A 25,282-nucleotide genomic window follows, 5' to 3' on the forward strand; every position below is an offset into this window, starting at 1 on the left:
GAAGCGATCGACACGCAGCGCATCGATTTCCCTTCATGAAAGAAGTAAAAAAGCATCTTGAAAAGTATCATGGTGATACTAAAATGGAGCATCATCGAGGACCCGGAAATGCGATGACGATGCTTTCTCGTCAAAGCTCCGGAAATGTGGTCACACCCCAGTGTTCGATCGGAAAACGATGAGCAAGCTACCCGTTGCATGGATGAAGGTCTATGACCCAGCAGGGCAATACGTCGGGTCATGCGTTGATCCTGCTGCGGGCGCGGCGCTCATGGCGTTTTATGGCCCGGGCGCCCAGATTCGCAATGGGCACGCGAAGAAGAACGCCATTTGGCGTGAGGGGTTCGAGGCACGACCTGCCGCAGAGAGCTATGACTATGTTGCCGCGACGATTCACCGACGCGCTGCATCGTCCAGCGATACGCAATGCGGGGACGCGAGCGCGGCCGCGCGAGTGGAAGCAGGCGTCGAGCAGGCAAGAGCATTCGCGCGCACGGTGCTTGCCGGACAAAGGACCGGCGAGACGCTCCACGTCAGCATCACGGCGGCGGATGGCAAATCTGACGCTGGTTCAGCGACGTTTGAAGAGATCAGCTTCTGATGGCGGAAACCAATCCGCTAGGGTTTGTGGTGCTGTCCTACGAGTCGCAACGCAACTGATTTACATACCAGAAAGAGATCTGGACATGAAGAAGATTTTCCTGCTGCTCGGTTTGGCGGGCGTCACTGCTGGCGCGACGGCCGCGCCTGATTCGGGCTGTGACGGTGCGTGCGCTCGCAACGTCATCGCCGTCGTCGACACGCATACGAAGTACGAGATGCATATCGACTCAGTCGGGAAGACCTCAACCATCTATGTGACCTGGACATCGCAGGACAATCCCGCGCTCGCGCCCATCAAGTATGTCGGTACCGTACCGCTGGCGCTGCGCCATACCGTACTCACAAATTACAGCGTTCCGGACCCGAGTCACACCTCGGATGTGTGTCACGGCGACATCACCATTGCCGAGCGCCATGGGGAGAAGATTGATGCCTATTCGGTTCCCGTTCGCAACGTGCTGTGCGCGAAATAGGGCGGAAGGCGAAGGAAAGCCCGAGTGAAGAATCCAGTCGATAGCCCGCCAGCAAGACTCGGGAAATCGACGCTCGAAGATGAAAAGCGTACCGGTGGCTGAGAAAGGGGAAATGGGCGTAGGAGAGTGGCTTCTTCGTCTGGTGTGCAAGTTGATGGCACTCTGCGTGGCGATATTCGGGGCGGTGGGACTTCTGATTCTCGGGTTGCAGTCCATTCTCCCGATGCTGGGACGAGGTGCCTACGTCGAGACTGCCTTGGCGACCATCGCGTGCGTTGCGGTCGTGTACGGCCTTTCCCCACTGGCGGTGGAAGTCGACAACGCACTGCTTCGTCTCTGTGGTGGTCTGGAGCCGCTTCCAGCTTCGGAGGACCCGAAACGGTAGCGCCGGTGGCGTCAATCTGTCTAATGAACAAGGAACATGATGGAAGCGAAGCAGCTTGAGCGGGAAATGAAAGAGCGGGGATTCGTTAGTGTGGCGAGCGACGTCCAGGCCGCATATTTCGCGACGATCGGGATGACAAGGCGATCCTTCTACGCCCACGTCGCGCTGCTTACGATTGTGGTGCCCGTGGCGTCCTGGGTCGCTTACGTTTCGCCGCTTGCGTCAATGATCGACCATGCGCTTGCGGTATCAGACACGCTGCCGCCGCTCTCGTTCGTGTTGTTCATGCTGATTCGCGCCGCTTTCTGGGGATGCGCGGTCCTGCCGCCACTTTCCCTCGTCGCACTGACGATCTTTACGGTCAGCGGCGCATTTGGCCCGAACTTCTGGGATCGGGTTGAACGGGTCCGGTCCCTGGATATCCCGAAGGGAAACAAGCTTACGTGAGGCAACGCTGCGAAGCAGGGTGGCGGCGGATCGTGCAGCAACGGCTCGGTTTACAGACCGGGCAGGATTGGGAAAGAGGATCTTTATGCAAAGTGAAGGAATCAACGGCGGCATGGTCAAACCTCTGATCGCGTCAATCGCAGTGGGCGCGGTAATCGGCACCGTGCTGTATCACGCGCCGCTATGCCGTCGGCCCTCGATGCTGCTCGACAGTGTACAGAGCCAGTATTGCGATATACGCGACTCAGCGGAGGTCGGCGCGCGGGGCTATGGGTATCCAGGGAACGGGGAACGAACTGGACTCCATCTGCGGCTGGCGGACGCCGGCGGGTATCAGATTCTCTTCCTGGCCGGTCAGCATCAGGCTGAAGAGACTGGGCGTCGGGTCGCACTGATGCTCGGTGCGAACGGGGGCTATCTCGACACTCACGGCAAGTACGTCGGCGCGGTCGGGCAATGGTCCCTTAACGCGGCAACGCTGCTCGATGGGCCTGCGCGGGATGCTGACCCGGGCACAGTAGCGCTTCTGGTGCAGAAGCCGCGACAGAATTGAGTGGCATACCGAACCAACTTAACGCGGGCACGGCGTGGCGTCTATCGAGACTGCGCGCCGCGATCAGCGGTGACAGCCGGAATCAGGACAACTGGTATATGAAAAGAGTACAGAACAACCGAGTGAAGCATCCTTTACTGGTTGCAGCACTGCTGACCACGATGCTGCTGGGCGGCCAGGCCTTTGCCGACACGATCTTTGATGGCGACGCGGCGCGGCAGATGGACGTGTCCTATCAGCCCGGCCCAAATAACAATGTGGTTGGACTGGTGGCGAATCGATCCGGCCACGAAGTGGACCTCACCATGGAATTCAAAGGCTATACGGCTGACGGGCTCGTGACACAGGGAAACCCGGTGGTCACGATCGCTCACCTGGGCGCTGGCGAGACCGCTCGGTTCCAGTGCGCAGGTTTTTTCGGGATGGTCAAGAAAGTCTCGCTGATCCGGGTGCGCACTGTCGCACCGAGCTAATCGGCAAGGTTCCTGCAGGGACAACTTTGAACAACTGGCTGGCGGAAAGCGCAAAGAGGCCTTGCAAACTCGAGGCTCGCTCGCCGGTGACCATGCAACTGTGAACCGGGATGAGCACCGAATACCCGCTCGAACACGCTTACTAAAATTGAAGGGAGCCGACGTGGCAAGACGTACTAAAGAGGTGTCCTTGAAAAAAGCTTTTCTGATTCTCCTCGCGGTCGTCTGTTGGCCGTTCGGAGGCATGCTCTTTTCTATCCCGTTTGGGCACCGGTTGGGGTGGGTGTTGTACTTTGCCGTCCAGATCTATGGCGTGATTGCCTGGGTACGCTGGAATTCGGTTGATGCCAGGCAGACGCGAGCGGGTAAGTGGGCCGAGAAGGAGGTTGCCCGGCACCTTAGGCGAATCGCTTCGCGGTGTAATGGTGTCGTCCTGAACAACCTCCTGCTCGTCGTCAACCGCGACCGGCCGGACGAGTTTTCGATGGAACTCGATCACCTGCTGATCACCCCCCACAACGTGTTCGTGGTCGAATCGAAGCACAGGACGGGGACCATCTGGGTGAAGGACGACGCGAGGGAGTGGGAGGTGAGAACCGCCCAGCGATCGTCGAGAATGAGAAACGCGCTGGTGCAGGTGAAAAACACCTGCCGGCAGCTGAATCGCTTCTTCGACGCTCCGTATGACGCGATCCCTGTCGTGGCGATCGCGTCAAAGCAAGGGACCGTGGAGATTCAAGGCGGGATCTCGAACGTCGTGACCCCCGACAGGCTGGACGCCCTCGTTACCGCATTTGATCGGACCTACGAAGGGCGCCAGGTTGATGTCAAGCGGGTTGCTGCAGAATTCGCCGCGCGGCACGACAACAGCACTGAAGCCCGCGACAAACACATCAAGCGTGCCCTGGCGGCCCAACAGAAGAGCGAAGCAGAGCGTGAGAGGAGCGAAGCCTCCGCGACGGTAAAAGGCGCGTCGCTTTGATGCACTTCGCCTCTGCCATTTGAATTGAGGAACGATATGACCGCCGATATCACCACCAATAGAAAGGCGACTTCACCTGGCGGGTTGCCCGAACCATCAGAGACAGAGCCACTGGCACGCGGAGATTGAAGAAGGCAGGGCAGACTCCCTCGGGTGGTGAACTGAACAGCAGGCGTTTGCGCGCCCCGAAACCGGCCGGAAGCCGGGAAGCAAGAGTAGGTAATGACAATGAAAGCGAAAGTTTTGGTCGTGGGGTTGGGCATGCTGGCTGCGGTCGCGCATGCGGCTCCCGTGACCTTGCAGCAGGGCGGATCTCTCGAACAGCAACTGCGCCTGATCATGGAGCACGAAGGGTGCACGCTCGACTGGAGGCTGACCGTGGACGCCCCAGCGCAAGAAGCGGCCCAGACGTATTCGAGCTGGACAGGCGCAGCCTACGGTACGGCGAAGCAAATCTCGCAGGTGACCGCTGCAGACAAGAAGATCGCGGATCTCGCGGCCCCTGTCATGTGCGACGACGGCAAGACGCTCGTGATGACGACGTTTCGGGATTCTGTGCGACTTGTTGGGATACCTGGCGGCAGCTGCCACCCGCTGAAATAAGCGAGACGAACCCGATGATCGAGCAAATCGCATATCTCGCTCTCTTGAGCGCTCCCGATCTGGCTAGCGGAGCGTCATCGTTGGCGGGGAAGATGGTTGAGGGAGTGGGGCATCGCTTTGCGTCCGGAGTGTACGAGGCGATCAGTGGGAAGCTGGCGCGTGATACGAGCGTGCTCGGCGGCGCGATCTCCAAAGCGATTAGCGGGCAGATGAGCAGCGCCGTCGACGGGTTGCAAGCGGGGGCTACGCGCATTCTGTCGGACGCTTTGCGAGGCGAAGGCGCAGCACTCGCATCGATGGAAGAATTGAGGATTCTGCGGAAGATGGCAGCAGACGCACAAGAGGGGCGTGATATCGGTCCGGCCCTCGCCGAACTCAAGCAGTTCTATACCCAGCAAGCGGCACCTTCACAAGGATAGGAAGAGGATCCATGCCCCAGTTTTTGACCGCATTCGAAGAAGCCTATGACGCACGCGTAGCGAATAACGCGAAGGCGACCGGGATGTTCGTGAGCGTAGCGCTCTGGCGCGAGTTGTGCGACGCGAATCGGATAGTTGAATTGCAAGCGCAGATTCGATTCACAAGCACGAATCTTCCCGATGGGATGACGCTACCTCCGATACCCGTTGATGAAACGTTGCCGACGTACCGTGGCACGATCGTCCATGTTGGCGCGCACCTGGAAGACCATCAGTTTGAGTTCTCGCCGAGCTAGGCTCGTTGCGCCTTTCGATCGAAAGCAGAGAGTGCTGCGGGTTTAACCAAAGGACTGTGACACCGGGCGAGGTCGCCAAACGCCTCGCCCGGCCGCGTACCCTGGTACGAGCGCTCGGTTCAACCGCCGCGCAGCCAACCGGCATATTCGTCTCGTGCCACCCTTGGCCGCCATCCTCATCAAACCAATCCGCCGACATTGAGCCTCCCGCCTGGGTGCAGTACCGCTCGTTGGCTTACCCGCGTATCGCCAGGGCCAGGGCGAGGCGGTAGCGCCGCTGAGATACTACCAGTGCCCTAAAACCTAGACTCGGGATGCCGTACTGGATACGGGGAGTGTTCAAACACGTCGCCGAGCGGGTGGACAGGGCTGGCGGTAATGCGCCATGTTCCATCGTTCGACAAGGGCACTTCGTCTTCGTTTGGCAGCCCGGAGACCGGAATGGTGCTGGCGATCGAAAGCGTAACGGGCTGCCGCACGTTCGAGCGCGGCGCACATCGGGTGAGGGTGTTGATGAAGATGGTGAGTCTGTTTGCAGCAGTAGTCGGGAGCGCGATCGTGTCTGTAGTGATCGGCATAGTCGTCCAAAATGCACTCGCGGCGAGAGTTCGCCCAAAGGGCCCGCTCGGCCAGAGACGCTGGCGTGACGAGTGGCAAATGATCTACACGACTGTCGTTGGGCTCGCAGTTGGGGGGGTATTTGTTCATCTGATATGGGTGGGAGCGCGGATCGCAATTCCCGGGATCGCGACGAAACTGGCGCCCTTTTACTTCCTTGAGTCGCTGGCATGGAAGCCGGAGGGCATTGTCCTCGGTATCGTGCTGGTCGGCGGGTATGTCCTTTTTCCCCCTCGCGGAAGTGTCGGCAACGGGTCCGGGCCGAATCATGAGGTCGACCCCGCTGAAGCCGCGCGGAGAGCGGATATGTATGCCGGGCTTGCGGCCGCGCGCCGGGCGGAAAGGGCGCCGCAGATGCGCGAGGCCCTTGAGGGAAGATTCCCCGAGCACCATGTGCGTCTGCGCGCAGACGGTGTGTGGGAATTAATGAGGCGCGGTTCGGATCAGGTGGACATGGAATTTACGTGGCGCGTCGGCCTGATGCACCTCGACCTCCTGTAAGCAACATGCGCAGGATCAAGCCTCTTCGCCGCCCAGGTGTGCGAGACGGCGCTACGGGCGGCCGGCGTCGGGCACCGGTTCTTTCGCCCGTATAGGCGGGCATTCGAAAAATGTTCCGCTGCCCCTAAAAGATTCTACGGAAACGCCGTACGGGCTCCGGACATGATCAAACATTTCTTCAAGCGGGCGGATCCGCGCGCGCCAGCGCGGTTGATCGCCGAGACCATTGGGCTCGCGAGGGCCGCGCTCGCCCCAACGACGCCCGCGAGCGACGACGCAGTCGAAATGCGGCGCCGGCGGGCCGCGCTTGAGGGGGCCATTGCCGGACATCTTGAGGGCGGTGAAAACCAGCTTTTGCTCGAGGCACTGAGGCATCTCAGGACATTCGACGAAGACGTGGCCCTCGCGCGAGCGCTTGAAACGCTCATCCGGCGGTGCGCGACATCCGCGGTCACGGAAGCGCCGCACGCGGTGGCACACCTATGCTGCATCTCGATGTATTCGAGCGAACTCGATTACGCGGTGTATTCCCCTGAGGGCCCGGAAGCGAGAATGCCCGTGTCGTCGAGCTTCGAAATGGCGCTGAACGGCATGTCCGAACTTGGCGTCATGGGAAAGGCGTGTGAGGCGCGCGGCATCCGCATTCCTGTGCCCGTCGAGTGGCTGATCGGGCTTGCGTTCGTGGATCTGCACGCGCTCACTCGCGCGCTGCTGGAAGCCGTCCGGGACGGCTCCCCGTCGCGCTTCCTGCGCGCGCTGGATCAGATGCGCCGGCGTTTCGAAGCCACCCACGGGGCGCGATACAGCAAGAACGTGGCGCTGCTGTTCCTGCACTTTTCGAGTGTTGATCTCAGTCCCTTCTCGGCATTGGAAATCGCGTCGATTGAAGATTTGTCAAACCCCGCGTTCCTCGCAGGTACGGAAGCCATTCCCCTCGCGCAGAAGTATTCGGAAAACCAGGGGAAGTGGGCGTCGCTCGCCACGCGGTTGCTGGAAGGCGGTATGAGCTTGCCACCGGGTAGCCTTGAGGTCTATCCGCCGACCTATCTGCTGAACCTGCTCGATGATTTTCGTCGTCTGTGCCTAACGCAGGGCTTCGTAAGCGATGTTCGCGGTGTGGTTGGCGCGATCAACCCGAAGAATGTCACGGCGGCCGTTACGCTTCACGGAACGGACGGGGTGGTCGAAGCGGTCATCGCGACCTTCTCGCACATCCGCTCAGGGAAGGTCTTCGGCGTGGCTCGGTACGCCATTTCGGACGTTGAGCCCACAAGCCTTGCTGGACACGAGCGCCATGTTCAGACGGTCAAGCGGTTACTTGCACGTGTCGGCGTCGCCGAGGCCCAGGTGAGCTCGGAAACGCTGTCGCCCATCCACGAACATTGACTGGAGAACGAGATGAGGGACGAACAGAAGCCCGCCGCACGCCTGCAGCACGAATTGCTCGAGGATACGGCGCAGAACCTGCGCGAATGCGGGGTGATGGGCATGCCCGGCGCGCAGCCAACGCGAGAAAAGGTGGACGCCTGGGTGATCGACTTCTTCTGTACAAACGCGGGGCTCACTCCGACGGCCGAACAGCGAGCACAAGCCATAACCGTACTCGCCGGCTTCAAGAATGCACAGATCACGATCGAAGCGTTTATTCGGGCGTGCGAAAAGATCCCGCTGCTTGCGGACCTTGGGGCATCAGCGCGAGCAGCCGGAGCCGGAGAAACGTCGGAGCTTTTGTTCCGTCCTGCCGATGCGTAGCGCCGTCGCATCTCCGGAATCGGCCGTTCATTCGCGAGATGACTCGCAGCAGCCCACCATTTCATTACACCTGATGCACTAGCAGCGGAAAGACAAGCGATGAACCGTAGCGAAAAGGGCAGCGCCCGACATTCTGCGTTTGCAAAGCGCAACCGCCACAAGAAGGGGTTGTTTTTGCCGATGGAGCGATCTGCCGCGAACAAGCTCGTTCTCCCGATCAGGCTCGCACTCGAAACCCTGCGCCGCGGTCGGGGGAGACGAGACGCGATCTTCAGCATGGTCGAGGTGACGTTGCTGGTCGGATTCCTGATTGAGGCTGGCGACAGCGTGATCTCAAAGGAAACCGTGGACAGTGCGGAAAGGCGCCTGCACCGTGCGTTGGAGGATCTGGGCGGGTCAGATGGCATGGAACTCGACCCGGAACTCGTGGAAACCTTGACGGTAGTGGTCAATGAGTACGACAGGGTGTTGCGGGAGGCCCGCCTAATCTCGATTCTCGAGGCGAACGAGCGCCTCGGAGCGTTTACCCATGCTGCGGTCGCGGAACGCCGCCATCTTGATGCATAAGGAGCGATAGAGAGCGAAATGACGAGTGCAGATCAACCGACGATTGAACAGGTCAGGGCATTGAACGGCAGGATTTTCAGCATGTTGACCGAGGAAGAGAAAACGGTGCTGACCTTCTTTAGCGAGCGCGGGCGCAGGTTCGGGGTCGCGATCTCGATCCTCAATGAGGCTGATCACGATGAGCTTGCTCGAGCACCGTCGCGCGATCACGCCGACGAGATCCTAACGCGCGCCAATAGCCGCGTGTCCGTCCTTGTTTCCAGCTCACGATAAGACCGCGACTCGAATCGCTTAATCCACCTCCTCAAGGAACACGACCATGAAAAAGATTCTGCTTGTTGCGTTGCTCGGGTTCTCGGCTGCCGCCCATGCGCAGATGGGAGCGCAGGCGGTCGGCACACATGCCACGACCAACACACATGACGCCCTGATACAGGCGGGCGCCGGGGCCGCGCTCGACTCGGATTGCGGTAGCAATGGCGCGTTCGCGCTCAACCGCGATGGATCAGGTGAAGTGCTCAAGTGCGAGCGCAAGAAATGGGTACCACTGCATGGTTCTAACGAGACCGTCAGCACCGTGACTGCGTTGCACGCCGGGCAGCACATTGATGAACCGCGTTGTCACGCCCCTGCGGGGGCAGCGATTGAAGCGAAGCCCGAGGCACGTTCTGCCAACGAAACGGTGACAGCGTCCTTGATTCCGGATGGGGACGGTTGGCGCCTCGATCTCGATCGGCTGGATTCGTCGGGACGCAAGCTGGATGCCAGCGCAGCAACCGCCACCGTCAAGATCGCCTGCGCCCTTTAAGTGCGCGAGCGAAGACGCCAAAAGGGCGCAAGGCGAAGCGGCTTAACGGAATTCAACGACATGATCAAACAAGTTCGGCGCTGCGGTTTCATTGGGGTAGTGCTCTGTCTCGCGGCTTGCTCAGGCGTTGCGCCGGTTGTTCAGTCGCAGACGGTCCACTTCGTGTCGAACCGGGTCGACGTAAGCGGACTCGCGTTGCGAGAAAACCGCCCGATGATCGACGCTTTCGCGATGCAAGGTCCGTATGCATGGGTTGAGATAGCGGCGCGGAGCGAGGCTGATGCGCGGATGGTCGGGGGATGGTTGCGTGAAGACGGTATTCCTGATGTTCGATCCAATGTGTCCGGCGGAGGCGAGGCGGTCACGCTGACTGGGTATTGGCCGCAGCCAAGCCCTAATGCGCACTAATGCGATAAGGGAAGAAGGGGAGTCCATACACAATGAAACGATTAGCGGTATTGATGCTGGCACTGACGAGCGTCACGGCCGTAGCGAGCGCGTCCGTCGCCGTTGGCAATATCGACGCGGGAGCATACGGCGCGAATGTAAGCAAGGCGAAGGGGGCGCTCGATCAGGTCGATGCCATGCGAGCGGCAACGGCATTCCTGACTGGCACGTTCATCGCGCCGGCGAACGCCGTCGTGCGCGGTGATAGCGCGACGGTTGTGGCGCAGGTGGCGGATATGGCTTGCCGCGTCGAACTCGCTCGCGCTACTGCGAACCGTCAGGATGCATGGCGCGTCAATGCGTTTGACTGTAAGAGAGGCACCGTGGCCGGTAACGGCAGGGCCGGCGGGTAGCAAAAATTCCTGATCGATAAAAGGGAAGATGAGCATGCGCAGCATTCGACATTCCTTGTCACGCACACTCGTCGCTGCACTCGCGTTCGCCGGGCTGGCGGCGTGCTCTCGCACTGCGGCGCCGCCGACAAGCGCCGAGCTTAAGCGACTCGCCGCTCTTGATTCAGCGCGGTACGTTGGAAAGGAACAGTGCCTTAACCAGTTCCGGTGGCCAGTCACGACGACGGTCCAGGCGGACGGCACGCCCACTTGGTACGTCTACCACAATGAGTTGAGCGCACTCGTTGCGGCGGGCCTCGCTGAGCGCAGCGTTCGGCAGGAGAGGGTGACCGTTGATGCAGGGCAGACTGTGACGGAGCCGCGGCTGTACTTCGAGTTGACGCGCAAAGGCGCGCCGCTCGCACAGGTACATCAGGATGTCGACACCGATGGAGAGCGCACGACGTTGCTCTGCTTCGGAAAACTCGCCTGGGATGGCAATGTCAAGCCAGAGTCGATCAGGGTGGAAAAGGATTCGGTGGCGGGACTCATTTTCCATAGCAGTGAATATGATGAGTACCCGGCGTACCGCGTACCGGATGGTGACACCATTGCCAGTCGCCTGAGCTACACCGTCCAATTTTCCCCGAGCGCATATACCGAGGCGCATAGAGCGGAGTGGGCGGCTTTCGTCGACAACGCATATCACATTCGCAAGGTCTATGTGGACGTGGTCAAGGTCCCCGCAGGCGCGAAATCCTCGAACGCTGGAAAAGGATGGGTTGTCGCCGGGTCCTACCCGAGCAAGGGTGAATAGCCTCGATCCGCGTGCGGATTCGGGGAGGGCGAGACGCCCAGGTCACTTGAGTTGATGACAAAGGCGACTGCCTGATCGGTATGACGAACGGGGACGATGATCTTCAGCGAGCGGACCGGTACCTGGAGTCCGGCGATTATTCTGGGCACCGCGCACCTGAATACCCCGGTTGACATGTGCAAGCTATGTAGCGCGCTCTTCGCGTTCGAGTCGTTGATCGATGTATGCGCCATAGATTGTATTCGGCGCACATCGACCCTCTCCCGGACGCGTCTCGTCGCGATCAGACGACGTCCCTCTTATTGATGATGGCAACTGGCGACACTGGAGATCTGAAAATCATGCAAGCGCTTCGCTCCACACTTGGCAAGATCGAGGCGCATTCCCGCGCTGTTGCGATAGCAGTTACCGCCCTGGTCGTTCTGGCGGCGGTCGTGCGCCCCTACGCGGGCGCACTGGCTCGGTACTACCTGGACGAAGCGGGAGGCGCTCACCCACAGTTCGTGATGAAGCCAGGATATACGGTTCTCATTGACGGACAGGCAACACCGGTTTTCGGTGTGGATGAGTGCCCGCTGGAGAGCGATCCAAGCAAGGCATACTGGCTGGGCGGCCGACCGGACGATATTCCGCTCGTGGGATGCATCGTCGTCGGGCCTGAAACGAAAGAGGTCCGCGTCCGCGTGCGCTCCAGGGAGCCGGAAGTCTGGAAGGTGGTACATCAGGAACGCGACGGGTTCCCGGTGACGCTGGTGCAACGTCCGAACGGGGACCTTGTCACCGAGGCGAAATAGGAGCGCAGGAGATATGGCGAGGCGACGACGTGCCCATCCGGCTGGCATCCTCGGAGCCATTCCCTTAGACTGCGTGTTCGCCCAAACTCGTGCCAGTTGTAGATGACCGCCCTACCAGCGAAGCCCAACCGTGTGCAAGCGACGATAAGTGCCTGGCGCAACGAGGAACATGGCGCCTGGGGATTCGCCGAGATTGTGTCGGACGGTCCGACTAAAAGCGCATATTTCTCGACGCGAACCGTCGGCGTCAAGCCAGAACTCGGTAAACCTTTTTTCTGCGAGATCAAGGAGACGCCGCGGGGATGGGCCGTTATCTCGATAGAGGAAGACGAAGAAGGCCTTACGCAATCCTTCGAGCGGGTGCGGGCAACGGTAGGAAAGCTGACGCGGCTTGACAAATGGGGCTACGAGCTTCTTTCCTGTGGCGCTGAAGGTTGGCCCGCACGACGTGTGATCCTGCACACCGACTATCTGAACGACGACGCACGCATCGCCTTCCTCAAGACGGGTGCGATTGTCACGGTCGATCTGGAAAGGCACGGGACTGGATATCGGGTCAGCCGCCTGCATGAGCCCGAAGCTTCCCAAGCTTTTCCGGCATCCGAAGGGGACGTGACGCCGGTTCCGCGAGTTGCGATTGCCTTTCCCATCTATGACTGGGACGCCGCGGACAAGCCACGCGGGGTGAGATCACTTCTGGCCGCTACCCACGCGGACGGCACTGACGTCTACGCGGGGGTGCAGATTCCCCACGCGGCGCTCAGGGCGCTCGGGATTCCCCGGGTGAAGCGCGCTGAGTTGCCGGAGGCCGAATCCTCGATCGTGGGTCAGGCGCAGATCGAAGAATGGACCGATCTCCTGATCCAGAACGACAAGGCCCTGGTCGATGCGCTTCAGATTGATCGCGTACTGATCGAGGTCGTGCCTGCAGAGAACGGAACAGCATGGGTGTATCACCGTCTGCTGGCGCCGGGCACGTTCCGTCAGGGGCCTGTTGGACAGGTCATCGATTGGGTAAAGGCGACGGTTGACAGGGTTGAGGACGACAAGGCGTCGAACGACAAGCGCAACCCGGATGAGCCGCGCAGGCAGCAGGCATCGCCGGCCCGTAAGAAAGTGAGCTTTCGCTTCGAGGATCAGGAGATCGGGCGCGGCGTCACGACCTGGTACACGGATGCGGAGTGTGTGAGCCGCGCCGGGCTCGAAGCGGGGGTGCCTGCCATCATCCGGATCAGGCGGGAAAAGACGTACTGGAAGACGACGCACGTGCATCGATCCACTCCATCGAATACGGCAATGACGACGGTTGATAACGAGAATGTGGCTGAGTAAATTCCTTACGGCGCTCGCGCGTCAGTTTCGTGGCCAGCCGTATGTGTCGCAGGCTACTGCGGCAAGCATGAGAGACCAGGCACAACCAGGTATCGATGCCGCGATCGTTAGCACTGCTTCCGCGAACCGGGAGAGCGCTTCCGTGATTCCTGCGCGGCAGTATGTCCCTGTCGAGTCACCGCCGCGCACGCCAACTGTGCCTTCAGACGCGCTTGCGCGTTACTGGGCGAAGGCACTCGACTATGTGTCGTTCAAGGAACTCGGCGGCGGCGGCGGGAAATTCAGTTTGCCCAGTCGCGTCTATAGCCTGGAAGACGCGATGGGGCGCTCTGCGGCGCCCGACGAGGACGGCCAGCCGGGTGCAGGCGCGAACGTCCACGTTGTGCTGGCGCTCACTCAAATCAGGAATGGAAGGGTCCAGGACAGTCCACGTCCCCATCTTCTTCTCGCTGTTCCCGCGATTCTCACGGATGACGACCTGCTCGTACCGCGAACGGAGGCGCCGCCCATCATCAACGAGTCGTACCTGGCGCCGAACGTCGAGTCGCGTTGCTTTTGTCTTGCGACCCACGACGCGGCCGACGAACGGATGACCGCGCGCTTGTCGGCGATGGTGAGCGATCCGACGGTAACGCCTGGGTGGGCAATCTGGTGGGACACCGCACTCTCCGTTCTCAGGGAACTGCTCGAGGCCGACAGCAACGCGAAGATGCTTGAGCGTGTAATTGAGCTTCTCCCGGCAGACGACAAGCCAGGCCGCCGTGCGCATGTCTGGGAGTGGCGTGCACTTGTCTTCCCGGCCGACGACGGCGGGCGAGGCCAGATCAAGGCGACGTACGACGCCGCGTTGCTCGCGCTGAAGGAGCGTTCACCCGGCGTGCGTCTGTTTGATCGGCTCGGAGGGACTGAGACTGCGCGGCCGATCGGCGAGATGACGGGCGCAGAAGTGCGCGAACTCATCTCCGGCCACATCGACGAATACGACGAGCTCTCACAGCGTCGGCCCCTCTTTCCGCTCGATGGTACTCAACGCTCCGCGGTGGCGGCGATCCTCTCACTGCAGGACGGTGAGATGCAGGCGGTCAACGGTCCTCCCGGCAGCGGCAAGACCTCGATGCTACGTGCGGTAGTCGCGAGCCAATGGGTGAGCGCCGCGCTCGAGCAACGGGAGTGCCCGATTACTGTCGCGTGCGGCGCCACGAACCAGTCGGTTACGAACGTGATCGAAGCCTTCGGTAAGGCCCCGCACCCCGATGGCTCGTTGCCGCACGCGCAGCGCTGGATCGCCGACGCCTCCAGCTACGGTGCGTACCTGCCGGCAAAGGAGCGGCTGGTCAAAAAGGAGCACCGCGCCGAGGTCGAGCGCTTTGTCTGCCTCGAGGCCGTATCGACGGGAGGATTTCTCTACCGGTACTGGAACCGCCCGGACGTGCTGGATCCGCTTCGTGTGATCGAATACGAGGAGGCCTATATCGCGCGCGCGCGACTTGCCACAAATAGTCCGGAGCTCGCGTCGCTCGACGATGCGATTCGTATTGTGTGGGAACGGCTGTGCGCCACCGAGGTCGCACGCCTGCAGTTTCACAGGAACTGGTCCAGCAACGGTCCGTGGCTGGCACCCGTCATGGGAGCGGTGGCCGCCGCAAAGCCATTCTGGTCCGCCTCTCGCGCGGAGTTCGTTGGGGGTTGCATTGCCCGGCTTCAGTCCGGGGTGCCAGGCGATTCGGCAGAGGAGATACAGGATCTGCTCTGGCGCGCGGATGCCTTCCACTGGGCCGCAAGGTATTGGGAAGGGCGTTTCCTTCTCGCGCAACGCGAGCGGCTCTCTTCGCGCCACCGGGACAATGTCGTCGAAGCCCTCAGGCGCATCTGCATGCTGACGCCATGCATCGTGTCCACGCTGCACAGCGCGCCTCGGCTATTCGAGATTGCGTGGGATCTAAAGGCGGATGCCGATCCTGCGCTCTCGCACGTGCTCGGGAAAATCGACCTGCTTGTCGTCGATGAGGCGGGTCAGGCGGCGCCCGAGCTTGCTGCGGCGATCTTTGCGCTCGCGCGGCGCGCAGCGGTCGTCGGAGATCTCAAGCAGCTCGCGCCGATCTGGAACAATACGTCGCTGACTGAGTTTGGCGTTGCCTCGCAGACCGATACGCTCGCCTGTCTGGACGACATCATTCGTTCGCACAGGTCAGTTGCGAAGGGTAGCATTCTCGCGCTCGCCCGGCTTCTGTCGAGGTGGCGGGAACCCGACGACCTGGGCGTCACGCTGCGATATCACTACCGCTGCATGCCGAATATCATCTGGTACTGCAATACGTTGACCTACGGCGGCAAGCTGAAAACCCGAACGAACGACGATGGCGAAGGGCCGGAGCCCTCACTCGCCTGGGTGGCGGTGGATGCCACGCCCGAACCGGTTGGGGGCTCATGGCGCAACAGGAGGGAAGTCAGCGAGATCGTCTCATGGGTGGTTGAGCGCTGGCCCCACTGGCAAAAGAACCCGCAGACGCAGGGCAAGCCGTTGCGGGACATCGTCGCGCTCATCACGCCATACAGGCCACAGGCGGACCTGCTGAGGGAGACGCTTGTCCGGGAGTTCGATCGCGTACGCGCGCGAGCGAAGCATGTGGGTGACTGGCCGGACCGGGACGACGTCAACAAGGTCGTCATCGGCACTGTGCACAAGTTGCAGGGCGCTGAGCGTCCGATCGTCTGCTTCAGCCTCGTCGAGGGACCGGAGCAGGGCGGGACGAGTTTCATCGACACCGACGCCAGCCTGATGAATGTCGCGGTCTCGCGCGCGAAGCGGTCATTTGTTATCTTTGCGAACCCTGACCGACTCTTTTCTGAGGATGTCGAAGCAATCGTACGGTCCGGCAAGGAGGTGACTGACGATGATGTCTCGAAGCTCACGGCGACCCGACAACTTGGCGTGCACCTGCGCTGCCGCGCGCGGGCGCAGGCGCTCTATCCGAAACGTGTTGTTTTCATCGAGGCCGGCAACAAGAAGGAGACGCTCTCCGACATCCTTGGCAAGTCCTCTGTGGTCGAAGCAACGGGCGGCGCACTGACCCGTCTGCCGCTGCGCGGCGGAGTGGACATCCGGGCGGGATTTGTGCCGCGTCCCGAGCTCGAGGGCGATGCCTCGCGCTTTCTCGGTGTCGCGGCGGAGCGGCTGCGTGCCGTCGACGAGGTGGTACTCGCGACCGATGATGACCGGATGGGCGAGTACATCAGCTGGCAAATTCGTCGCTTGTTGAAAGAAGGGCTGGAGGGGAAAACGATCCACCGCTCACGCCTTGGCGCGATCACCCAGTCCGCCGTGACCAAAGCGATCGATACGCGGGGCGAGCTTGACCCGCGCAAGGTGAGCGCAGAAATCATCCGCGAGATTGCGGACTGCCTGATAGCAGGGAAGTTCGGCGCCATTTCCGCAAGCTCTGAGGTCGTTGCAAACGCAACAGCGATCTGTACGGACCTCGCCACGCTGGGGGCGCTCGAGGAGGACGTAAAGGCGGACCGACGCCAGAACGCCGGCCGCGTTCAAGGCGCCATCGTACGTCTGCTGCTTGCGGAAGCTCGAACCGCGATCGCGCTGTCGAAGCAATACCGGTTTGTTGCGACGATCCCCGTGGGGGCCGGGCAGCTGTCCGGCGAAGTGGTGCATACGGGTGAGAACCGCGCGACGACCACCAATCCGGGGGCGGTCTCAGCCCTGCGCGGGAGGGAACTCGCACCGGCGGATCCACCGGTTCTCACTCACGAGCGCGCGGCGCTGCCAGAAGCGGGGACCATCTCCATCATGGCCGAGGCATACCGGCGGTATCGCCTCGCACCGTGGAGCACCGCCGAAGCGCTGCAGGCGCTCTACTCGGGAACGTGGTCCGCGCGCAACGACGACTCGGTAGCCTCGCGCTCCTACGAGCCGGAATTCCCGATTACCCCGATCGCCCGTGAGGGACATCCGCCGATTACGCCACTGGACGAGGCTTCGAGGCCTGATGTGCTTGGTGGCATGTTCGCGACCAGGGAGATTGCGCGCGTCTACGAACTGGTCTGGGAAAGGTACGAAGCAGCGGAGCGTGGTCCTTACCACGTCCGGTTTGCAAGTCTTGATCTGCGTTTCGCGGGATCCTCGGCGATGTGTGTGCGCGTCAAGGCGGTGGCATGCGAACCGACATCCAGGCGCAAGGGTGAAGCTCACCCCGGCGCGGTTCCGGACGACGTGAAGATGCTGATGCTCGGCGCCTCTCCCGCCCTGAAGAACGACGTCGATGATCTGGAAGACGCCTGGACGCGCAACGCTTTCGATCGCGTTGTACCTGTCCTCACACAGGAACCGGCCGGACGGTGGGATCTGACGCTCGATGCGCTGATGCTCGTTCTCGAGCGCCTCGGGATCGGGCGACCGTCAACGCTTGCGCGCTCCTTGCACAGTCTCGTTGAGAAAAGCCTCCTCGTTCTGCCTGCGGCGGGCGGTCCCCTTCGCCTCACCCCGGCGGGCGTCCGGCTCGCGCTCGCGCTCGAAGAGAAAGAGCCTGCACTGTCTGCTCCGGATTTTTCCAGCACGCTGGAGCGTCATCTTGATGCGATCGAGCGCGGTGAGTGCGGGCCGCGTGAGGTGCTTGAATGGGTCGGTTCGCATTTTCTGTCCCGAGACGAAATGCGCGACGTCGCCCCCAGAATCTGGAACTCACTCGAGGAACTCGAGCAATTGATGGACAAGCCAGCGGGGGTGCTCCCTGCTGGCGGGTTGATCAGCGCGCAGCCGGACGGCGCCTGGCCTTCCCAGCAGCCCGTGAATGGACAGGGGAGTGAGGCGTGAGTGGCGGACTGACATCCTACCCGCGCACGGGCGGGGGCGGCGGCTCGGACCTCGTGACGATCCAGACACTTCTCGGGCAGCTGAACTCGACCGATCTGTTCAGGAATGACCACAACGCGCGTCAGATAATCGAGGCGCTGAAGCGATACGAGCAATCGCCACATATTGCTCCCGCGGACGTAGTGCAGGTGGCGACTGACGTGCGTAACGCGCTCTTCGTAGCACGGGTCTCCGAGAACCTCATTGAGGCCTTCTTCAGGGAGGCCATGACCATCTGCGCCGCCGCATTCAAGGCGTGGAAACCCTTGCCGGCGACCGCGTTAGCGCCGCGCTCACAAAATGCGCTCCAGGCGATCGCCGCCCTGGTCGCGGGGGCGTCGAAGACAGCGCTACGACGGCACCAGGAGGAGATCGGACTCGTGGCGCTGCTGTACGAGCTGTCCGCACTTCTCGGTCAGGATCTCGCAGCGACGATACTCGCGAACCCGGTCCAGATAGCCCCGAGATGGATCGAGGTGAGATCAGGAAGTGCGCTCATCTACCTGGAGCCGGGCAGCTCGTACAATGTGAATGTGATGGTCTGCGTCGAGATCCCGGGGAGCAGTGAGCCTCTTGTGATCGTCGGGGAGGCGAAAGGCGGGGCCAGCACCTACGGTAGCGTGAAAGGCCCGTCGAGCCTGCTGAAGGATCTTGTTGTCGACGAGATCAAGCAAACCCAGATCGAGTATGCAGTCAGTCGCGCGATGTATATGAAAAACGACAACAGTGGTGAAGCGTACCAGGACGCGAGGCGCGAGGCCGGTAAGATCATCCTGAAAGCATGGGAGGACGGCCGCCTCGCCTACGCTGCCGCGCGGGGTAAGGTTGATACGGCTAACACACAGACTACCCGATTGGACAAGTTCGATTGCCAGTGATGCTACCCGATAATCTCGATACGCTCGCGCGCGGAATCTGCCGCGACGAGATGGAAATAACCGGCGGCCATCTGGACCGGGTGGAATTTGCGCGGGCGAGTGCGAAGATCCAGCGGCGTCCGGATGCCATTCTCAAGATGAAGCGGGGCCTGGTGAAGTTCATGGGCGCCGCGTACTACCTGCGTGATGCCGAAAGGTTCCGGGCAGCTGTGGTCGCCTATCAGGGCACCACGGAAGATCTTCTCACTGGGTTTGATGTGCCCCCGGAGGCTCTGCTGGTGGACCTTTGCCTGGCCATTATCCATGGACCCACGAAGCTTCGGCGTGCGACGATTGCCGCCATCATGCGCGACGAACGCGAACCCGAGGTCCGAAACGCGCCCCGCGTTGTCGCACGAATCCTTGCTGCGACGAGCGATCTGGATCGGGACGCGGCAGTCTCTGATGCTTGGCTGTTGCGTGGCGCATGGCAGGGCGAAGCGCTTCCCGATGAGCAGGACCGGAGGTACTCCTCGTTCGCGGTCGCGGCCCTTCGTCTCAATCGAGGCGATTCGCCACACCCGCTCATGCGGATTGAACGGGCTCTTTACATGACAGACCGCGCCGTGGAGGCTTCTATTCGCACGGAACTCGAGCGGATTCAGCGGGGTTCCGCCAGTGCAATCACCGCATCTTCCTTCGTGGACTTCCCGACCGCCGCGCTCGCAGCGATTGCCGCTTCGCGCGCCAGTCGCGCCGTGCAGGAGAACTGGCCGGCCACCGTGTTCTCAGACTTTAGATGGATGGGCGAATCGGGATGGGCGTAATCGTTGAATTTCTCGCCGTACCTGCGGGTACGCTAAACGCTACGCAGCCGGACGTGCGCAAGGCGGCCACTGCGGCCGGCGCCAGGTCCCTCTCGGCGATATCGATCAATTCGCGAGCGGTTGGTGATGTCTTTGACGCGCTCGCGGGTTCGATCCTCGACGGAATCGTCGGCGACGACAGTGCTCCCGAGCGCTCAGTGCTGGTTGACGCGGCCGACGTGGTCCTGCTCTCGACCCTGGCAAACGATCTGCGAAACCGCCAGCCTGCGGACGAGGCCTTCCGCTCGTTCGCGGATACGTTGCTCGACGTTGTTAGCGCCGCTTCTCGGTCAACGTCTCGTCGAGACGTGCTGGTAATCAGCACCTGACAAGCTGTCGGGGTCGTGGGCGCCGCGACAACAGAAGCGCGCCGGCTCACGGGTGCTGTCGCCTGGCGTGTCGTTTCCGCCAGCGGGCCGCAAGATTCGTCGCACGGACGCGCTCCCAGATCCGTGCCCGATGCTGAACGGTCAAAGTCTTGGCCGTGAGGACACTTCCCACGTCCGCATGGCCGCTTCCACAGTGTCGGCAATCGTCCTGGACCGTCGGGCTTCCGGGTGCGTGAAAAGCGATCATGGAATAGCATTGCGTGTGCGGCGCTGTATGGAATTCATGTGGCCCCGTAACCGCGAGCGTTGTCCGCGCGGGCGTGGCCAAAGGGCGGCGCTGACATCAGATCTTCGGAGTGGTTTTTTTAGCGCAGCCGGGGATACAACACAAAGGAATCGGCAGATGGGTGAGGCAAACCGGCGCAAGGCGATGCAGGACGCGCGAACCGACGAACTTCGTGCGGCGGTAGCGCAGGTCGCGCATACGCTTAGCCGGCTCGCGAGCGCCGCCAGCAGCCACCTGGGTGCCGATTGCTACGTGCACGCGGCGCTCGGACAGGTCTTGCTGACAGATCTTGGCTTCGACGCTCGCCTGGCAGTCGGAGAAGCGGCATTTCGCCTTGGGCCCGGGGACGGTGATGTCGTCTCCCATACCCCACGGGTCCAGGGTTACGTGCCGGAGGACGCGGTCGGCTTTGGCTACCACGCGTGGCTTGTGGTGCTCGGCCATATCGTTGATTTCACCACCTACCAGCTCGCGCAGAAGGCCCGCGATCTGGACAAGGCGGATGGCGGCAAGACGCAGGTAGATTGGTGCCCGCCGTGGCTGATGCTCCCGTTTGGGCAGGTGAAGAACTATAACGACGTGGCAAACTCGGTGCAGCCCGGCGATTGCTTCTATCTGGATCATCCCAAGCTTCACCGCCGCATGCAACGCGGGTTCACGCTCGACGCACAGGATGTGGCGAACGCGCGGTATGTGTTCGCCCATCCCGAAGCGCAGGTGTTGGGCCCGCAGACAGTGCTGCGAGGCGAGTAAGAAGGGGCGCCGGCCGGATCGAGGACCGAGCGGTGTCCCGCAGGAGAGTGAGCGGTCGAAAAAGCACGCTAACAGGCGGGTGGGTTGTGGTATTCTGCGGCTAGCCGTTAGATCGGCATCATGTCTGCAGGTCTCCCCCGCGCTTACGCGCCTGAATTGTCTTTTCACCCGCACGTCTCGCTGAACCTGATTTCAGCCGGACCACTGGGTACCGGCGTCATCTCCGCGCTCTTTTTAACTGCCCAACCGGGCATCACGGAGAGAAATCAATGAGCAAATTCCGCGTAACCGTTCCCTTTGTTCCCGACATGGGCAGCATCCAGTCGTTCGTGGTTTCGGAGACGATGATGCAGACGAAGGCGCAGGACGCCCTCTGGAACATCAACAAGATGCGCGATCATGACGGGCTGCCGCATCTGACGCGCATGCCCGCTGGAACGCGCTACGAGCGCATCAAGGATGCCTCGTGAAGAGCATCGCCACCACCGTCCTGCAGGCGTTTGACAGGACGGGCGAGCTCGACATCCCCATTGACGCGGATGCAACGGTGCAGACCCTTAAGCTTGAGGGAGTGAGTCGAACTTACTTCCACTTCCGGGACGGCTCCGAGCTGGTCACCTCACTGACCAGCGTTGGCGTTCGTGTGCTTCACGCGAGCTATACGCGGTAAGCGGGCTGGGTTCTCCTCGCCAAGCGAGGCTCAGCCATGGCAACCTGGGCAGGCCGCTTGCTCCGATCTGTCCGGAGCCGAAGTCTCATCCTGCCACGCAATCTCGGCCCCTCTCGAAAGAGAGGGCGCCATTCCCACCGTGGTCTCACGAATCCTGCGCGCTTTTTACACGGCGGCGGTGGTTAGTGCACCCTCTGCTACAAGACAACGAACTTCAGCGGTGTGTTGATCTGGATGCGCATCCAGATGAGCATAGCGCTCGCTCCTTTATATGACCCGAACTCGGGTAAGAAGGGGAGAACCATGACGAGCAAAAAGCCGGAAGTCACGCCGCCCGCGAATGTCCCATCAAGCGCCTCGATGTATGTCGTAAAGGAAGGTGGCCTGTTCGTGTTGCGGCAAAAGCGATTCCAGCAGCAGCTGGCGCAAGGCAAGGAGCATCCTCACGACGTTTGTGCGTACGCACGCTCGGTCGACGAAATGCACTCGATGATCGACGCGCACTGGCCAAATGCTGACTATTCGGCCGTCAGCTAGCGGATCGTTGCACGCACACGCTGTGCCCCGTCGTTGGGGCAGCGTGTGCGGGTCGCGCGACCGCGGCGACGACACGTGAGAGCTCGAGCAAGGCCCTCATAAGGCCTGCGAGACCGCACAACATCTCCCTCTTCCTCTGAGGACGTTCCGGGCAGTCAGAGACTCCCCGGAGCGCGTGCTCCCTTCTTGTTCAAACGCCCTCTCGGGTACGAAGGAGAATCGATGAAATGCAATCAGGCTGGTACTTCACGCAAGGTGTCGCTCTCAAGCTTGACCCTGAACTTTTCGCTGCCGAGAGACTTCGGTGCAGGCTGGCAATACACGAGCGCATGGGATAGTCAGGCAGGCAATTTCGCGCTCGACGTCGTGCACCGACTGAAAGGCCTGGCGGAAACGGAGTTCCACCTCGGTGAGGGATGCGTCGCATCGTTCCGTGTGCAGGCGCTCGATGAAGCGAGAGAGTTCGAGAAGGCCCTTCAGAACATCGTCGATGCCTTCCAGCCGCGACCAGCACGCTGGATCACGATCGCTGGTCAGAACTATTGGGATGCCAGGGTCACCGAGCGAGTCCAGGGTGCTGACGGGTACATGGTCCAGGACATGCCTTTTAGGGCATATCTCGTTCAGCATGTGCCCCTTGCGGCCGAACACCCGGCGATCGACGGTGAGCCCGCGGAGCGGGTGTTGGCGGAGTATGGGATCAGCCCCAAACCCAACAAGTAATAGTGAACTCCTGAAGCCTGTTGCCTGGCTTCGCGCTGCAGGCTACGACAGCTTTATGCGGTTGAGTCACTCGTGCGGCCGCACTTCGAAAACACTCTCTGTTCGAAACAATGCGTGCAGCGGGCCCCCGAGAGGGAGCGCCCGCGCGCTTCACTGATTGGCAACTGATCAACGCTGCAGCGCCGGGGTTCCGGAAAGTCACGAAGACTTTCCTGAGCCCGCGCGGCCACTCTTTTTTCATCCCGTTGGGGAAGACAGGAGAGACTCATGAACAGCAAGATTGCGATGAAACGGGTTGCGATACGAGATCTGTCGGGAGCAGCACTAGACTGGGCGAGCGCGAGCTGCGAAGAGCAGAATCACTTCTGCATCCAGCGTCCCGACCTGGTGGTATCGGGCGTCGTGGCACCACCGCCGTTTTCTTCGGATCCCGTGTACGGCTGGCCGATCATCGAGCGTGAAGGCATCAGCACGCGCAAGATTGTGACGCCGCCGTTCAGTATCCACGAAACGCGTCATTACGATGCGAGCAAGGGCGACGAAATCTATCGTCCAGATGGTTATAAGCGCGACATGGTTCGCCGACCCAACCCCCCGCACAGGCTTGACGGATGGTGGCTGGCGAAGATGCCGATCGGTACCGGAGCCCATGACCTTTGGCGCAAGGACCATTTCCTAAGCCCGACTTCCCTGGTGGCTGCCATGCGTTGCTGGGTGGCGAGCAAGCATGGTGAGTTCGTGGAGATCCCAGTGCAACTTTTGACTTAGGCAGCCGGGCCGTGAGCGCTTCCGAAAGGTGGTGCTCGCGTGCTGGCCTGATATGCCAGTATCGGGGGCGAGTATCGTGACCTGCGTTCCCCCGAAGTTGCGGGCGCTCGCTGTCATGGAGAAGCACCAGGAAAGCACCATCACGTACGCTCAGATGATCGACGAGATGATGGAAATTCGCACAGCGGATGAGCGCGCGACTTCCACTGGGCGCGATTGGCGCCGGTGGACGTTGTGCGCGCAGCCACCGCTGAGTCGGATCGCACGACCCCGCTCAGCGCGATGCTGCTCACTCCTTTTCTTAACGCCCACTATGGGAAGAAGGAGTAACGATGAATGACAACCAGCAAACAGCCGATCTGACCGACCCCGCCTGCATTGAACAGCACAAATCGCAGTGGCGGGTCTTGCCCAAGTCGATGATCGTGATCGAGTTTCACGGTACGGGCGACGCGTTCTTCGGTGGCTCCGCGGATGATCGTGCACTAGGGACGAACGGCCGCATCAAGGAAAACGCACGCGACTGTGAGACGGCGAGATTCGCCACGATCGAGGAAGCGCACGCAGCCGCGCTCCTCATCCCGAACCGCCGACAGGGTTCGAGTCTGGGTGTGGCGCCGACGTGGCGATGATCCACTCAATGCTCACACGCGAGGGAACCAACATGCAGAAAAGAGAACTGTCAGTCCGTCGCAAGGCGGACCGGGCCGTCATGGCGCGCAAGCTCGAGGAACTGGCGCGCGCCTGCGGTGCCAGGGTGGAACGTGAAATCGATCTGCCGCACGAGGTCATGCTGTACGTGGTCGCTGCACGTGGGCTCTCAGTGCGCATCGACCTCGACGCGAATGATCCGCTGCCGGACCAGCACGATCTCGGATGGCATATCGGACACTGGTCCAACGCACAGATCAATGCGGCAGTGTTCGGAGAGCCGGTCAGTTCCTGCCACCAGCGGAAGGCGAACCAGAGCGCGCATGGTTTTGACGATCTGTGCGAGAAGTTCGCCCGCGTGCTGCATCTCGCCGCGCGCGGAGAAGCCTTCCTGCCAGGAGCATCCGGGCAATCGCTTTCGAGTCATCACGCACAGCCTCGCGGTCTGAAGCAGGAGACGTTTCATGAACAGCACCAGTGAGCCGACTTCGGCAAGCACGATCACTCCGGCCGGGCGCGTCATCAAGCATGGGCGGACCGAGCATACGATTCAGGGTCCGTACTTTGTGGTGGTTATGAAGGGCGACCGTGTCGGCTCTTCCGTGACCGGCATCCAGACGCCAGAGCGTTGTCAGCAACTGGCCGAGGAGTACGCCCAGCGTTACGGCGCGCCGATCGTGACGCCCCGGTTGGGTATGTCGACGCCATCGCCCGCCGAGGCGTGACCTGACAGGATCATCGGCGGACACGCCACCTAATGCAATCCTTCAAAAGCA

Annotated in this window: 32 protein-coding genes; 31 read left to right on the top strand and 1 reads right to left on the bottom strand. The window is 61.4% G+C overall.

Annotated features, from left to right (window positions below; all coding sequences use genetic code 11):
• The first annotated feature begins 178 nt into the window (after nt 1-178).
• The 15 genes from U5A52_RS16005 to U5A52_RS16075 all read left to right on the top strand — a co-directional run bounded on the left by U5A52_RS16005 (nt 179) and on the right by U5A52_RS16075 (nt 9,888).
• Nucleotides 179-601 (top strand): hypothetical protein, encoded by a 423-nt coding sequence (locus tag U5A52_RS16005; protein WP_321935316.1) that lies wholly within the window; start codon nt 179-181, stop codon nt 599-601.
• An 85-nt stretch (nt 602-686) separates the two neighbouring features.
• The gene (locus U5A52_RS16010) at nt 687-1,076 is read left to right on the top strand and encodes a hypothetical protein (RefSeq protein ID WP_321935317.1); all 390 of its coding nucleotides are present in this window, start codon (nt 687-689) and stop codon (nt 1,074-1,076) included.
• Nucleotides 1,077-1,497: 421 nt separating this feature from the next.
• Nucleotides 1,498-1,908 carry a hypothetical protein gene (locus U5A52_RS16015; RefSeq protein ID WP_321935318.1) on the top strand — a complete coding sequence of 137 codons (411 nt, stop codon included), beginning with the start codon at nt 1,498-1,500 and terminating at the stop codon, nt 1,906-1,908.
• Between the two features lie 85 nt (nt 1,909-1,993).
• Nucleotides 1,994-2,461, top strand: coding sequence for a hypothetical protein (locus U5A52_RS16020; RefSeq protein WP_321935319.1), 468 nt, complete (start codon nt 1,994-1,996; stop codon nt 2,459-2,461).
• Between the two features lie 98 nt (nt 2,462-2,559).
• Complete coding sequence (locus U5A52_RS16025; protein ID WP_321935320.1) at nt 2,560-2,934, top strand: hypothetical protein; 375 nt, start codon at nt 2,560-2,562, stop codon at nt 2,932-2,934.
• Nucleotides 2,935-3,097: 163 nt separating this feature from the next.
• Complete coding sequence (locus U5A52_RS16030; protein ID WP_321935321.1) at nt 3,098-3,916, top strand: nuclease-related domain-containing protein; 819 nt, start codon at nt 3,098-3,100, stop codon at nt 3,914-3,916.
• 228 nt (nt 3,917-4,144) lie between these two features.
• The gene (locus U5A52_RS16035) at nt 4,145-4,519 is read left to right on the top strand and encodes a hypothetical protein (RefSeq protein WP_321935322.1); all 375 of its coding nucleotides are present in this window, start codon (nt 4,145-4,147) and stop codon (nt 4,517-4,519) included.
• 14 nt (nt 4,520-4,533) lie between these two features.
• Complete coding sequence (locus U5A52_RS16040; protein WP_321935323.1) at nt 4,534-4,938, top strand: hypothetical protein; 405 nt, start codon at nt 4,534-4,536, stop codon at nt 4,936-4,938.
• 737 nt (nt 4,939-5,675) lie between these two features.
• On the top strand, nt 5,676-6,353 hold the full coding sequence (locus U5A52_RS16045; RefSeq protein WP_321935324.1) for a hypothetical protein: 678 nt from the start codon (nt 5,676-5,678) through the stop codon (nt 6,351-6,353).
• Nucleotides 6,354-6,515: 162 nt separating this feature from the next.
• Nucleotides 6,516-7,739 carry a hypothetical protein gene (locus tag U5A52_RS16050; RefSeq protein WP_321935325.1) on the top strand — a complete coding sequence of 408 codons (1,224 nt, stop codon included), beginning with the start codon at nt 6,516-6,518 and terminating at the stop codon, nt 7,737-7,739.
• 12 nt (nt 7,740-7,751) lie between these two features.
• Nucleotides 7,752-8,105 (top strand): hypothetical protein, encoded by a 354-nt coding sequence (locus U5A52_RS16055; RefSeq protein ID WP_321935326.1) that lies wholly within the window; start codon nt 7,752-7,754, stop codon nt 8,103-8,105.
• A gap of 99 nt (nt 8,106-8,204) precedes the next feature.
• On the top strand, nt 8,205-8,672 hold the full coding sequence (locus U5A52_RS16060) for a hypothetical protein (RefSeq protein ID WP_321935327.1): 468 nt from the start codon (nt 8,205-8,207) through the stop codon (nt 8,670-8,672).
• A gap of 18 nt (nt 8,673-8,690) precedes the next feature.
• Nucleotides 8,691-8,945, top strand: coding sequence for a hypothetical protein (locus U5A52_RS16065; protein ID WP_321935328.1), 255 nt, complete (start codon nt 8,691-8,693; stop codon nt 8,943-8,945).
• 46 nt (nt 8,946-8,991) lie between these two features.
• Nucleotides 8,992-9,480 carry a hypothetical protein gene (locus tag U5A52_RS16070; RefSeq protein ID WP_321935329.1) on the top strand — a complete coding sequence of 163 codons (489 nt, stop codon included), beginning with the start codon at nt 8,992-8,994 and terminating at the stop codon, nt 9,478-9,480.
• Between the two features lie 60 nt (nt 9,481-9,540).
• The gene (locus U5A52_RS16075; protein WP_321935330.1) at nt 9,541-9,888 is read left to right on the top strand and encodes a hypothetical protein; all 348 of its coding nucleotides are present in this window, start codon (nt 9,541-9,543) and stop codon (nt 9,886-9,888) included.
• Between the two features lie 41 nt (nt 9,889-9,929).
• On the opposite strand, the gene U5A52_RS16080 is transcribed toward U5A52_RS16075, so the two are convergent.
• Nucleotides 9,930-10,325 carry a hypothetical protein gene (locus tag U5A52_RS16080; RefSeq protein ID WP_321935331.1) on the bottom strand — a complete coding sequence of 132 codons (396 nt, stop codon included), beginning with the start codon at nt 10,323-10,325 and terminating at the stop codon, nt 9,930-9,932.
• Here U5A52_RS16080 and U5A52_RS16085 point away from each other — a divergent pair.
• The 16 genes from U5A52_RS16085 to U5A52_RS16160 all read left to right on the top strand — a co-directional run bounded on the left by U5A52_RS16085 (nt 10,315) and on the right by U5A52_RS16160 (nt 25,231).
• The gene (locus tag U5A52_RS16085) at nt 10,315-11,076 is read left to right on the top strand and encodes a hypothetical protein (RefSeq protein ID WP_321935332.1); all 762 of its coding nucleotides are present in this window, start codon (nt 10,315-10,317) and stop codon (nt 11,074-11,076) included. The genes U5A52_RS16080 and U5A52_RS16085 overlap by 11 nt on opposite strands.
• Nucleotides 11,077-11,417: 341 nt before the next feature.
• A complete protein-coding gene (locus tag U5A52_RS16090; protein WP_321935333.1) occupies nt 11,418-11,870 on the top strand; it encodes a hypothetical protein in 453 nt (150 codons plus the stop codon).
• A gap of 102 nt (nt 11,871-11,972) precedes the next feature.
• Nucleotides 11,973-13,202, top strand: coding sequence for a hypothetical protein (locus U5A52_RS16095; RefSeq protein ID WP_321935334.1), 1,230 nt, complete (start codon nt 11,973-11,975; stop codon nt 13,200-13,202).
• Nucleotides 13,189-18,027 (top strand): AAA domain-containing protein, encoded by a 4,839-nt coding sequence (locus U5A52_RS16100; protein WP_321935336.1) that lies wholly within the window; start codon nt 13,189-13,191, stop codon nt 18,025-18,027. Before U5A52_RS16095 ends, U5A52_RS16100 begins: the two co-directional genes overlap by 14 nt.
• Entirely contained in the window at nt 18,024-18,944 is a 921-nt protein-coding gene (locus U5A52_RS16105; protein WP_321935337.1) for a hypothetical protein, read from the top strand. Before U5A52_RS16100 ends, U5A52_RS16105 begins: the two co-directional genes overlap by 4 nt.
• Nucleotides 18,941-19,750: a hypothetical protein gene (locus U5A52_RS16110; RefSeq protein WP_321935338.1), complete on the top strand. Its 810-nt coding sequence runs from the start codon at nt 18,941-18,943 to the stop codon at nt 19,748-19,750. Before U5A52_RS16105 ends, U5A52_RS16110 begins: the two co-directional genes overlap by 4 nt.
• Nucleotides 19,741-20,118 (top strand): hypothetical protein, encoded by a 378-nt coding sequence (locus U5A52_RS16115; RefSeq protein WP_321935339.1) that lies wholly within the window; start codon nt 19,741-19,743, stop codon nt 20,116-20,118. The genes U5A52_RS16110 and U5A52_RS16115 overlap by 10 nt, the downstream gene beginning before the upstream one ends.
• Nucleotides 20,119-20,521: 403 nt before the next feature.
• Nucleotides 20,522-21,157, top strand: coding sequence for a hypothetical protein (locus tag U5A52_RS16120; RefSeq protein WP_321935340.1), 636 nt, complete (start codon nt 20,522-20,524; stop codon nt 21,155-21,157).
• 269 nt (nt 21,158-21,426) lie between these two features.
• Nucleotides 21,427-21,627 carry a hypothetical protein gene (locus tag U5A52_RS16125; protein WP_321935341.1) on the top strand — a complete coding sequence of 67 codons (201 nt, stop codon included), beginning with the start codon at nt 21,427-21,429 and terminating at the stop codon, nt 21,625-21,627.
• Nucleotides 21,624-21,827: a hypothetical protein gene (locus U5A52_RS16130; RefSeq protein WP_321935342.1), complete on the top strand. Its 204-nt coding sequence runs from the start codon at nt 21,624-21,626 to the stop codon at nt 21,825-21,827. Before U5A52_RS16125 ends, U5A52_RS16130 begins: the two co-directional genes overlap by 4 nt.
• A gap of 303 nt (nt 21,828-22,130) precedes the next feature.
• On the top strand, nt 22,131-22,364 hold the full coding sequence (locus U5A52_RS16135; RefSeq protein WP_321935343.1) for a hypothetical protein: 234 nt from the start codon (nt 22,131-22,133) through the stop codon (nt 22,362-22,364).
• Nucleotides 22,365-22,586: 222 nt separating this feature from the next.
• Nucleotides 22,587-23,087, top strand: a complete 501-nt coding sequence (locus U5A52_RS16140) for a hypothetical protein (RefSeq protein WP_321935344.1) — start codon at nt 22,587-22,589, stop codon at nt 23,085-23,087.
• 267 nt (nt 23,088-23,354) lie between these two features.
• The gene (locus U5A52_RS16145) at nt 23,355-23,855 is read left to right on the top strand and encodes a hypothetical protein (RefSeq protein ID WP_321935345.1); all 501 of its coding nucleotides are present in this window, start codon (nt 23,355-23,357) and stop codon (nt 23,853-23,855) included.
• A 332-nt stretch (nt 23,856-24,187) separates the two neighbouring features.
• Nucleotides 24,188-24,487, top strand: a complete 300-nt coding sequence (locus U5A52_RS16150; protein WP_321935346.1) for a hypothetical protein — start codon at nt 24,188-24,190, stop codon at nt 24,485-24,487.
• Nucleotides 24,478-24,987: a hypothetical protein gene (locus U5A52_RS16155; protein WP_321935347.1), complete on the top strand. Its 510-nt coding sequence runs from the start codon at nt 24,478-24,480 to the stop codon at nt 24,985-24,987. The genes U5A52_RS16150 and U5A52_RS16155 overlap by 10 nt, the downstream gene beginning before the upstream one ends.
• Entirely contained in the window at nt 24,971-25,231 is a 261-nt protein-coding gene (locus U5A52_RS16160) for a hypothetical protein (protein WP_321935348.1), read from the top strand. The genes U5A52_RS16155 and U5A52_RS16160 overlap by 17 nt, the downstream gene beginning before the upstream one ends.
• Nucleotides 25,232-25,282 lie beyond the last annotated feature (51 nt).

This window comes from Paraburkholderia sp. J8-2 (assembly GCF_905220195.1).
GTDB lineage: Bacteria > Pseudomonadota > Gammaproteobacteria > Burkholderiales > Burkholderiaceae > Paraburkholderia.

Excerpts from the sequence above, each read along its gene's own strand:
- U5A52_RS16045 (WP_321935324.1), top strand. The coding sequence starts at position 5,676 with ATGGTGCTGGCGATCGAAAGCGTAACGGGCTGCCGCACGTTCGAGCGC.
- U5A52_RS16060 (WP_321935327.1), top strand. The coding sequence starts at position 8,205 with ATGAACCGTAGCGAAAAGGGCAGCGCCCGACATTCTGCGTTTGCAAAG.
- U5A52_RS16015 (WP_321935318.1), top strand. The coding sequence starts at position 1,498 with ATGATGGAAGCGAAGCAGCTTGAGCGGGAAATGAAAGAGCGGGGATTC.
- U5A52_RS16070 (WP_321935329.1), top strand. The coding sequence starts at position 8,992 with ATGAAAAAGATTCTGCTTGTTGCGTTGCTCGGGTTCTCGGCTGCCGCC.
- U5A52_RS16140 (WP_321935344.1), top strand. The coding sequence starts at position 22,587 with ATGAAATGCAATCAGGCTGGTACTTCACGCAAGGTGTCGCTCTCAAGC.
- U5A52_RS16115 (WP_321935339.1), top strand. The coding sequence starts at position 19,741 with ATGGGCGTAATCGTTGAATTTCTCGCCGTACCTGCGGGTACGCTAAAC.
- U5A52_RS16080 (WP_321935331.1), bottom strand. The coding sequence starts at position 10,325 with ATGCTGCGCATGCTCATCTTCCCTTTTATCGATCAGGAATTTTTGCTA.
- U5A52_RS16135 (WP_321935343.1), top strand. The coding sequence starts at position 22,131 with ATGACGAGCAAAAAGCCGGAAGTCACGCCGCCCGCGAATGTCCCATCA.
- U5A52_RS16150 (WP_321935346.1), top strand. The coding sequence starts at position 24,188 with ATGAATGACAACCAGCAAACAGCCGATCTGACCGACCCCGCCTGCATT.
- U5A52_RS16040 (WP_321935323.1), top strand. The coding sequence starts at position 4,534 with ATGATCGAGCAAATCGCATATCTCGCTCTCTTGAGCGCTCCCGATCTG.
- U5A52_RS16055 (WP_321935326.1), top strand. The coding sequence starts at position 7,752 with ATGAGGGACGAACAGAAGCCCGCCGCACGCCTGCAGCACGAATTGCTC.
- U5A52_RS16100 (WP_321935336.1), top strand. The coding sequence starts at position 13,189 with ATGTGGCTGAGTAAATTCCTTACGGCGCTCGCGCGTCAGTTTCGTGGC.
- U5A52_RS16005 (WP_321935316.1), top strand. The coding sequence starts at position 179 with ATGAGCAAGCTACCCGTTGCATGGATGAAGGTCTATGACCCAGCAGGG.
- U5A52_RS16065 (WP_321935328.1), top strand. The coding sequence starts at position 8,691 with ATGACGAGTGCAGATCAACCGACGATTGAACAGGTCAGGGCATTGAAC.
- U5A52_RS16125 (WP_321935341.1), top strand. The coding sequence starts at position 21,427 with ATGAGCAAATTCCGCGTAACCGTTCCCTTTGTTCCCGACATGGGCAGC.
- U5A52_RS16025 (WP_321935320.1), top strand. The coding sequence starts at position 2,560 with ATGAAAAGAGTACAGAACAACCGAGTGAAGCATCCTTTACTGGTTGCA.
- U5A52_RS16075 (WP_321935330.1), top strand. The coding sequence starts at position 9,541 with ATGATCAAACAAGTTCGGCGCTGCGGTTTCATTGGGGTAGTGCTCTGT.
- U5A52_RS16085 (WP_321935332.1), top strand. The coding sequence starts at position 10,315 with ATGCGCAGCATTCGACATTCCTTGTCACGCACACTCGTCGCTGCACTC.
- U5A52_RS16160 (WP_321935348.1), top strand. The coding sequence starts at position 24,971 with ATGAACAGCACCAGTGAGCCGACTTCGGCAAGCACGATCACTCCGGCC.
- U5A52_RS16120 (WP_321935340.1), top strand. The coding sequence starts at position 20,522 with ATGGGTGAGGCAAACCGGCGCAAGGCGATGCAGGACGCGCGAACCGAC.
- U5A52_RS16010 (WP_321935317.1), top strand. The coding sequence starts at position 687 with ATGAAGAAGATTTTCCTGCTGCTCGGTTTGGCGGGCGTCACTGCTGGC.
- U5A52_RS16090 (WP_321935333.1), top strand. The coding sequence starts at position 11,418 with ATGCAAGCGCTTCGCTCCACACTTGGCAAGATCGAGGCGCATTCCCGC.
- U5A52_RS16145 (WP_321935345.1), top strand. The coding sequence starts at position 23,355 with ATGAACAGCAAGATTGCGATGAAACGGGTTGCGATACGAGATCTGTCG.
- U5A52_RS16050 (WP_321935325.1), top strand. The coding sequence starts at position 6,516 with ATGATCAAACATTTCTTCAAGCGGGCGGATCCGCGCGCGCCAGCGCGG.
- U5A52_RS16035 (WP_321935322.1), top strand. The coding sequence starts at position 4,145 with ATGAAAGCGAAAGTTTTGGTCGTGGGGTTGGGCATGCTGGCTGCGGTC.
- U5A52_RS16020 (WP_321935319.1), top strand. The coding sequence starts at position 1,994 with ATGCAAAGTGAAGGAATCAACGGCGGCATGGTCAAACCTCTGATCGCG.
- U5A52_RS16095 (WP_321935334.1), top strand. The coding sequence starts at position 11,973 with ATGACCGCCCTACCAGCGAAGCCCAACCGTGTGCAAGCGACGATAAGT.